Below are 6,653 nucleotides of genomic sequence, written 5' to 3' on the forward strand. Positions count from 1 at the left end.
ACTTCACCGGCATCAGGTTCAATCAACCGGTTGATCATCCGCAAAGTAGTTGTTTTGCCACATCCACTGGTCCCTAAAAGAACCATTGTCTCTCCCCCCGCAACTTCAAAATTGATTCGTTCGACAGCGAATTTACCATCAAATTTTTTACTCAGGTTTTCAACTTTTATCATCTAGTGACATAAAAAGGTTATTCAAAGATTCTGCATATAAAGGATGAGCAAAGATCATTTTCCTGATTTGGTCATAGGTAATCTTCCCCACCATAGCCATCTGTAAGATAGACATAATTTCACCACCCTGTTCACCAATTACTGCTGCACCAAGCAGCAATTTTGATTTTTTATCTGCAATGGCTTTCATAAAACCCCTGGTTTCCCCATTTTCCAATGCTCTGGCTACATTTTTCATTGGAATTTTAGCCACTATAATATCCAGGTCAAGTTCTTTAGCCTGCAGTTCATTGATACCTACCCTTCCTAACTGGGGATCTGTGAACATACAATAAGGTAATAACCGTCCTTTAATCCCTTTTTTCTCCCCGTGCAACAAATGATCAATCAACACCAAATGATCGTTATAAGCGATATGGGTAAATGCGGGACCACCCTTTACATCACCAAGTGCATAAACACCTTTAACATCTGTTTCTAAATGATCATTAACTTTAATGTAACCCTGGTCATTACAAATGATATTCGTATTTTCCAATCCAAGCATCCTGGTTTGCGGATCCCTGCCAGAAGCGATTAACACATGGCTGCACAAATGCTTTACCTCCTCTCCATCTGTCAAAGTAGTCACCCGGATTCTGACATCCCCATAATTTTCAAACCTAATGGCTTTGGTCTGTAGCAGTACCTTTATACCCTCCTCCTGAAAAACTGTACTCATCTCCCTGCAAACGTCTTCATCTTCATGTGGTAGCAGACGATCACCTTGTTCCAGCAGCGTCACCTCCGCACCAAACCGTTTAAACATCTGTCCAAACTCCATTCCTATATAACCACCACCTACAATCAGTAAATGAGATGGAACATCCTCTAATTCCATGATAGAAGTAGAAGTGAGAAATTTTATTTCAGAAAGCCCTTCAATTTCAGGAACAAACGGCAAGGCACCCGTATTGATAAAGATATGTTTAGCTTCAAAAAGATCAGCCCTGTCTTCCTTCATTACCTGTACCTGATGATCAGCTATAAATTTAGCTTCTCCATACACAACACTTAAATTTGGTGTCTTTTCTATACCACGAACAGCACCCTCTCTGAATAAGGAGACCAAATGATCTTTGCGCTGCATGACCGTCTTAAAGTTGAGTCTGTAGGCTGGAATATCAACGCCAAGATCTTTACTTTTTCCAGCCATATAAGCCATCCTTGCAGAGGCAACCATTGTCTTTGTGGGTGTACACCCATCATTAATACAGGTTCCGCCGATCCATCTTTTTTCGATTAGGACCGTTTTCCAGCCTGCAGCAGCCAGCTTCTTGGCTAATGGTACGCCAGCCTGTCCTGCGCCAATTACAATTGCATCAAATGATTTCATAAACATATAACAACGTTCAAATCAAATTGTCAGCAATTTTTTTTAATCCCTTAAATATTTATAGCATTAATGAAAGATGCGCCTTTTTGCGTCCCTCTTCCAAATCCAGGAATATAGAATCTGCAACAGAAAGCTTCTCATGTTGTGTTTCATCCTGTTGAATAGCATAACAAACCAAGCCAGCAGCCTTAGCTGCCCGTAAACCATTTATCGTATCCTCAAAAGCAATACATTCTTCCTTTTCAACACCAAGCTTAGATACACATAAATTATAGCCCTCCGGATCAGGTTTGGAATTAACCACATCCGATCTGGTCACCATCACATCAAAAAAATCTGCCAGGTTGTTTCTCTTAAAGATCAGGTCCACCTCAAACTGCGGGCTGGCTGTAACCAAACCCAGTTTTAATCCTTCTTCTTTAAAAAACCTTAAGGTATCCAATGCATAAGGCATCAAATTGATCGTCTTAGTCTCCAATCCAGTCATACTCATTCTTTCTCGCCAGGCCATTAACTCTTGCAAAGAAATATCAAGCTGGTAGTGTTCTTTAATATTTTTGCTGTTTACAGGAAGTGGAAAACCAGCATACCCCTTTAACCAGTCCGCATAGGTCATTTCGTAAGAAAATGTTTTGAGGATTTCATTCCAGCACTCGAAATGAAAATATTCTGAATCAATCAAGGTACCGTCAAGATCAAACAATACAGCTTTAAGTTTCGGCATAGAAAGAAGTTTATTTCATAAAATTAGCAAATTAAATCTGATTCGGCTTCTTTAACGGAAGCGAAAAACAAAAAGTAGATCCTTTTCCCTCAACGCTATTTACCCAAAGCTTACCGCCTTCTCTTTTAATAATTTCAGCAGAAATAAAAAGGCCCAGACCTAAACCAGGAAAAGTATGCTGCAAATGACCTTTCACACGATAAAACTGCTCAAAGACCTTCTCCAGTTTATCTTCAGGAATACCAATTCCCTTATCTTCCACACATACCACAATCTCATCATCTTTGATTTCGCTGGATACGTTGATCACACCTTCAGCCGGAGAATATTTAATGGCGTTGGAAATCAAGTTGGTCACTACCTGGCCAATACGCTCTTCATCGCCTGTAATGATACCTACCTCCTTAAAATGCTCCCTGATGGTATGCTTATCGGTTGTACGCTGTAATTCTTCAATCACAAACTTCAGCATTTCATTGAAATCAAAATCAGAAGAGTTAAATTCAATCCGGCCGGAATTCATCTTCGTTACATCCAATAAATCACCAATAAGGTTCGTTAAACGCTTTAGCTGCGCATCCATCTTCACCATCATCTCGGCTTCCTTTGTATCCCCTTTTTGTAATAAAATTTTCTGCATAACCTGAGTATATGCCTTCAAACTCGTTACCGGGGTTTTCAGTTCATGACTTGCAATAGCCAAAAAATCATCTTTCTGCCGCTGCAGGTTTTTCTGCTCTTCCAAAGCTGTCTGAAGCTGCTTATTGATTGATAACAATTCTTTTTCCGTATTCTTTTTATCGGTAATATCCAGTACAGTTCCAATATTTCTTACTGCTTTTCCATCCCCGTCATAATAGATTTTACCTTCCACTCTTATCCAGCGCACAGATTGGTCGGGCCAAATTACCCTCACTTCATAAAAAAGTTGTCCGGTTTCAACAGCCCGTCTGTGTGCATCAATTCTAATAGCCTTGTCCTCAGGATGGATGACAGCAGCAAATTGCGCCCTGCTCGCTGTCGCCTCAAATCCAAAAATGGTATTGAAACGATCTGAAGTAGACATCTTACTGGTAAACAAGTTCATATCAAAGGTACCTAGCTTTACCGCATCCGCTGCAAGTCTTGCTCTTTCCTCCGCATCTTCCAGCAAAGAACGGGCTTTGGTTTCTTCGGTAATGTCTTGCAGAATCCCATTAAACCGGGTAGGGCGATTGTCTTCATCAAAAAGAGCTTTACCTCTGGCCAGCACAATTCGTTCTTTACCTGACAATGGGTTGATAATTGTATAAGATATGTTATAAAGACCTCCTGAAGAAAAGTGCAACGCATTTTGAATGGCATCACTCACCTTCTGTCTATCTTTTGCTGCAATCACACCAACGGCTTCTGCCAGATCAATATCCTCACCATTTCCACCAAGTCCAAACCATTCCCTCAGCCTTTGATTACCACTAAATTTATAGGTTTTTGTATTGAGGTCCCATGTAGCCAGCTCGGCCGCATTCACCGCAAACTCCAGCTCCGTCCTGCTCTCATTGAGTGCTTTTAAAACGCCTTCCTCATCAAAATTCTTATGGATATCTGCTAGATCATTCATTGTACATCAGAATTGTTTAATCAGAGTAACGATTAAAATTAAAACTTATTTACCGAAATGAGGAAAAAGATCCAATATCTTATTAAAAAGAATTAAGGTAAGATCTATTCATTTTTATAAAAATAAAAAAAGCTTCTGATTAATGACTGTGATCATACGTTCAGGATGACTTTCATCATGGCATACTAAAGTAATTTTTCCCATCTTTAGCTAAGAACAACAATCATGAACAACACGACATATACTACCGCAGAAGAAGCCGTTAGAGCGATACAATCCGGCAACCGGGTATTTATTCATGGCAGTGCGGCCACTCCAGTACACCTGGTCAAAGCTCTCCAACAAAGACATCAGGAATTAAAAAAGGTAGAACTTGTCAGTATCACCACCTTAGGAGAAGCAGATTTCAACCATTCCACCTATAAAGAAAGTTTCTTCTTTAATTCTCTGTTTGTATCAGCCAATACACGTGCCATAGTAAACAGTTCCTACGGAGATTACGTACCCGTTTTTCTAAGCCAGATCCCCAAACTCTTTAAAGAAGGTTTTTTACCTATTGATGTCGCTATGGTGCAAGTTTCACCCCCCGATGTACATGGATACTGTTCGCTGGGGACTTCTGTAGATATTGCCCGCGCGGCAGTAGATACCGCCAGACACGTTATCGCACAGGTAAACCCAAATATGCCACGTACCCATGGCGACGGCTTTATACACATCAATAAAATCAATACACTGGTCTGGCATGAATCTGCGCTACCTGAAGTTGATTATTCAGCAAAAACCACAGAAGCCATGGTCACCATCGGGCACCATATCGCCTCCCTGGTGGAAGATGGAGCAACCCTGCAACTGGGTATAGGTGGCATTCCAGATCAGGTATTAAAGAATTTGAGCGGACATAAAAACCTGGGCATTCATACAGAAATGTTGTCTGATGGTGTCATTCCCTTAATCCAGAGTGGTGTAATTAATAATAGTCTTAAAAAGATCAACAGAGGTAAATCCATTACCGGTTTCATGATAGGCACCAGAAAATTGTATGACTTTGTAAATGACAACCCCAGCATTCGTGTAATGGATATCTCTTATGCCAACGATACAAGTATTATCCGTCAAAACCCAAAAGTTACTGCCATCAATTCTGCCATAGAACTAGACCTTACCGGTCAGGTATGTGCGGATTCCATGGGTACATACCAGTATTCGGGTATTGGCGGGCAAATGGACTTTATTCATGGTGCTTCCCTGTCACAAGGCGGCAAGCCCATTATAGCCCTTCCCTCGGTTACTTCCAAGGGTATCTCCAGAATCGTTCCCTTTTTAAAAGAAGGTGCTGGTGTGGTTACCACCAGGGGCCATGTAAACTGGGTGGTCACAGAACACGGAAAAGTGAACCTTTTTGGCCTTAGTCTGAAACAAAGAGCAAAAGCCCTCATTAGTCTGGCCCACCCTATGCACCGGGAAACACTGGAAAAGGCGTATCATGACCGGTTTATTTAACCTGATCTAAAGCCTTTCTTTGCTGACCGGCAGCTGCTTTATACTGGCTTGGCGACTGCCCGGTAACCGATTTAAATTGTGTAGATAAATGGGCACTGCTGCTATAGCCCATTTTAAAGGCGATTTCGTTCAAATTCAGCTCCCCATACTGAATCAGTTCTTTCACTTTTTCAATTTTTTGCTGAATAATATATTTTTCTATTGTAATTCCCTCAGCATCAGAAAACAATCGGCTCAGATAAGTATACTCCTTATGGAGTTGCTCGGCGATCAGGGTCATCAGGCTTTGATGAATGGCATTCAGATCGGAATAATGCACCAGTTCGATGACCTTAGTTTTAATTTGCTCTACAAGCTGGTCCTTTTGTTTGTCGATCAGTTCAAAGCCCAGAACCTGCAAAGCAGATGCAATATTTTGCACCTGCTCTTCCATGGGTTCTGGTTCAATATCTACCTTCCCCAAACTAATGTCCTTTACCTTAAAATTTAAGTTCTCCAGCTGTTGACGAACAATCAGTATACAGCGGTCACAAACCATATTTTTAACGTGTAACAACATATTTAAATCTTTTCTGCTTTGTAACCTGCCTTGTTCAATACATCAATTACTTCAGGAGCACTTGCACTTCCTTCAACAGTTAATACTTTATCTGCATTATCTACATCTACTTTCCAGGACTGGACAGTCTCGAGATCATTTAAAAAAGGGGTTACAGTTGCTATACAACCGCCACATTTTATATTGGTTTTGAATTTTAATGTTTCCATGTTTTTATAAAGTTAATGATTAATTCAATTTTGCTAGTTTTAAACGGATACTATTACTCACCACAGACACAGAGCTGAGCGCCATAGCAGCACCGGCAATCATGGGATTCAGTAAAAAGCCATTTACAGGGAATAATACACCAGCAGCCAGCGGGATACCAATCACATTGTAAATAAAGGCCCAGAATAAATTCTGCCTGATGGTTTTAACCGTTTGTTTTGACAAACGTAATGCTTTAGGTATCTGCTGTAAGTCAGAGGAAATTAACGTCATCTTAGCTACATCAATGGCAATATCAGAACCTTTCCCCATGGCAATAGAAACATCTGCCTGGGCAAGTGCCTGGCTATCGTTGATACCGTCTCCCACCATGGCCACCACTTTACCTTCTTTCTGTAATTGTTGTACAAAGGCCGCTTTTTCCGAAGGCAATACTTCAGCCTTATAGTGAGAAATACCTGCCTGAGTGGCTACAGCAGATGCGGTCTGTTCATTGTCTCCCGTAAGCA

8 protein-coding genes are annotated in these 6,653 nt (G+C 40.9%); 1 reads left to right on the plus strand and 7 read right to left on the minus strand.

What is annotated here, in order from left to right:
* The 4 genes from VNZ46_RS10445 to VNZ46_RS10460 all read right to left on the minus strand — a co-directional run.
* Window positions 1-173: ATP-binding cassette domain-containing protein (locus tag VNZ46_RS10445; RefSeq protein ID WP_325560116.1), on the minus strand; the 173-nt coding region annotated here is incomplete at its 3' end.
* The gene (locus VNZ46_RS10450) at window positions 160-1,554 is read right to left on the minus strand and encodes a mercuric reductase (protein ID WP_325560110.1); all 1,395 of its coding nucleotides are present in this window, start codon (window positions 1,552-1,554) and stop codon (window positions 160-162) included. The genes VNZ46_RS10445 and VNZ46_RS10450, both read right to left, overlap by 14 nt.
* A 52-nt stretch (window positions 1,555-1,606) precedes the next feature.
* Window positions 1,607-2,272: an HAD family phosphatase gene (locus VNZ46_RS10455; protein ID WP_325560111.1), complete on the minus strand. Its 666-nt coding sequence runs from the start codon at window positions 2,270-2,272 to the stop codon at window positions 1,607-1,609.
* Window positions 2,273-2,303: 31 nt separating this feature from the next.
* Window positions 2,304-3,872: a sensor histidine kinase gene (locus VNZ46_RS10460; protein ID WP_325560112.1), complete on the minus strand. Its 1,569-nt coding sequence runs from the start codon at window positions 3,870-3,872 to the stop codon at window positions 2,304-2,306.
* A 225-nt stretch (window positions 3,873-4,097) separates the two neighbouring features.
* Between VNZ46_RS10460 and VNZ46_RS10465 the strand changes: the two genes are divergently transcribed.
* Entirely contained in the window at window positions 4,098-5,375 is a 1,278-nt protein-coding gene (locus VNZ46_RS10465) for an acetyl-CoA hydrolase/transferase family protein (RefSeq protein ID WP_325560113.1), read from the plus strand.
* On the opposite strand, the gene VNZ46_RS10470 is transcribed toward VNZ46_RS10465, so the two are convergent.
* The 3 genes from VNZ46_RS10470 to VNZ46_RS10480 form a co-directional block, all read right to left on the minus strand.
* A complete protein-coding gene (locus tag VNZ46_RS10470; protein WP_316836918.1) occupies window positions 5,368-5,934 on the minus strand; it encodes an AraC family transcriptional regulator in 567 nt (188 codons plus the stop codon). The two genes, VNZ46_RS10465 and VNZ46_RS10470, sit on opposite strands and share 8 nt — an antisense overlap.
* A 2-nt stretch (window positions 5,935-5,936) precedes the next feature.
* Window positions 5,937-6,143 carry a heavy-metal-associated domain-containing protein gene (locus VNZ46_RS10475; RefSeq protein WP_325560114.1) on the minus strand — a complete coding sequence of 69 codons (207 nt, stop codon included), beginning with the start codon at window positions 6,141-6,143 and terminating at the stop codon, window positions 5,937-5,939.
* 19 nt (window positions 6,144-6,162) lie between these two features.
* The coding region (locus tag VNZ46_RS10480; RefSeq protein ID WP_325560115.1) for an HAD-IC family P-type ATPase at window positions 6,163-6,653 on the minus strand (491 nt) is incomplete at its 5' end.

This window comes from Pedobacter sp. (assembly GCF_035566355.1).
GTDB lineage: Bacteria > Bacteroidota > Bacteroidia > Sphingobacteriales > Sphingobacteriaceae > Pedobacter.

What these genes read in the sequence shown, in the direction of transcription:
- VNZ46_RS10450 (WP_325560110.1), bottom strand. Translation starts at nt 1,554, where the DNA reads ATGTTTATGAAATCATTTGATGCAATTGTAATTGGCGCAGGACAGGCT.
- VNZ46_RS10455 (WP_325560111.1), bottom strand. Translation starts at nt 2,272, where the DNA reads ATGCCGAAACTTAAAGCTGTATTGTTTGATCTTGACGGTACCTTGATT.
- VNZ46_RS10460 (WP_325560112.1), bottom strand. Translation starts at nt 3,872, where the DNA reads ATGAATGATCTAGCAGATATCCATAAGAATTTTGATGAGGAAGGCGTT.
- VNZ46_RS10465 (WP_325560113.1), top strand. Translation starts at nt 4,098, where the DNA reads ATGAACAACACGACATATACTACCGCAGAAGAAGCCGTTAGAGCGATA.
- VNZ46_RS10470 (WP_316836918.1), bottom strand. Translation starts at nt 5,934, where the DNA reads ATGTTGTTACACGTTAAAAATATGGTTTGTGACCGCTGTATACTGATT.
- VNZ46_RS10475 (WP_325560114.1), bottom strand. Translation starts at nt 6,143, where the DNA reads ATGGAAACATTAAAATTCAAAACCAATATAAAATGTGGCGGTTGTATA.